This window comes from Mycobacterium sp. NPDC003449 (assembly GCF_053588415.1).
The window spans coordinates 1-1,038 of record NZ_JBSFPX010000394.1; the positions used below are offsets into that span (position 1 = coordinate 1).

Sequence of the window (1,038 nt, forward strand, 5' to 3'; positions counted from 1 at the left end):
GTCGGGGTTGTCGATGGATCCGGGGTCGAAGGTGACCTTCAACGGGGTGCCGATCGGTCGGTTGGCGTCGGTGGATGTGGTCGAGGTCGACGACAACCCGCAGTCCAGGTTGACCCTGGACGTCGAGCCGAAATACCTGAAGCTGATCCCGGCCAACGCCGATGTGGAGTTGCGGGCGACGACGGTGTTCGGCAACAAATACGTGTCCTTCGTGGCGCCGGAGAATCCGTCGGCGGACCGTCTGACCGCGTCGACGCCGATCGAGGCGAAGGGGGTGACGACGGAGTTCAATACGTTGTTCGAGACGATCACCGCGATTTCGGAGCAGGTGGATCCGATCAAGCTGAATGAGACGTTGACCGCGACGGCGCAGGCGTTGGACGGGTTGGGCGATAAGTTCGGTCGGTCGATTGTTGATGGCAATGACATTTTGGGGGATTTGAATCCGCGGATGCCTCAGATTCGTCGGGATATTCGGGGTTTGGCGGATCTGGGTGAGGTGTATGCCGATGCCGGGCCGGATCTGTTCGACGGGTTGAGTAATGCGGTGACCACGGCGCGGACGTTGAATGCGCAGCGGGGCAATCTGGATCAGGCGTTGGTGGCCGCGGTGGGGTTCGGGAATACCGGTGGGGAGATTTTCGAGCGTGGCGGGCCGTATCTGGTGCGCGGCGCCCAGGACCTGCTGCCGGTGAGCGCGATGCTGGACCGCAACAGCCCGGCGTTGTTCTGCATGATCCGCAATTACCACGACGCCGCCCCGGGATTCGCGAAGCAGACCAGCAACGGCTATTCGTTCCAGCTGCTCGACTCGTTCGTCGGCGCGCCCAATCCGTGGGTGTATCCGGACAACCTGCCCAGGGTGAACGCCAAGGGCGGTCCCGAGGGCCGGCCGGGCTGCTGGCAGCCGATCACCCGCGACCTGTGGCCGGCCCCGTACCAGGTGTTCGACACCGGCGCGTCCATCGCGCCCTACAACCACTTCGAACTGGGCCAGCCGATCCTGACCGAATACGTCTGGGGCCGCCAGGTGGGGGA

Annotated in this window: 1 protein-coding gene; it reads left to right on the forward strand. The window is 64.0% G+C overall.

Going from position 1 to position 1,038, the window contains the following annotated elements:
• A partial coding sequence (locus tag ACWDTP_RS38635) for an MCE family protein (protein WP_450028478.1) occupies nucleotides 1–1,038 on the forward strand: 1,038 nt, incomplete at both ends.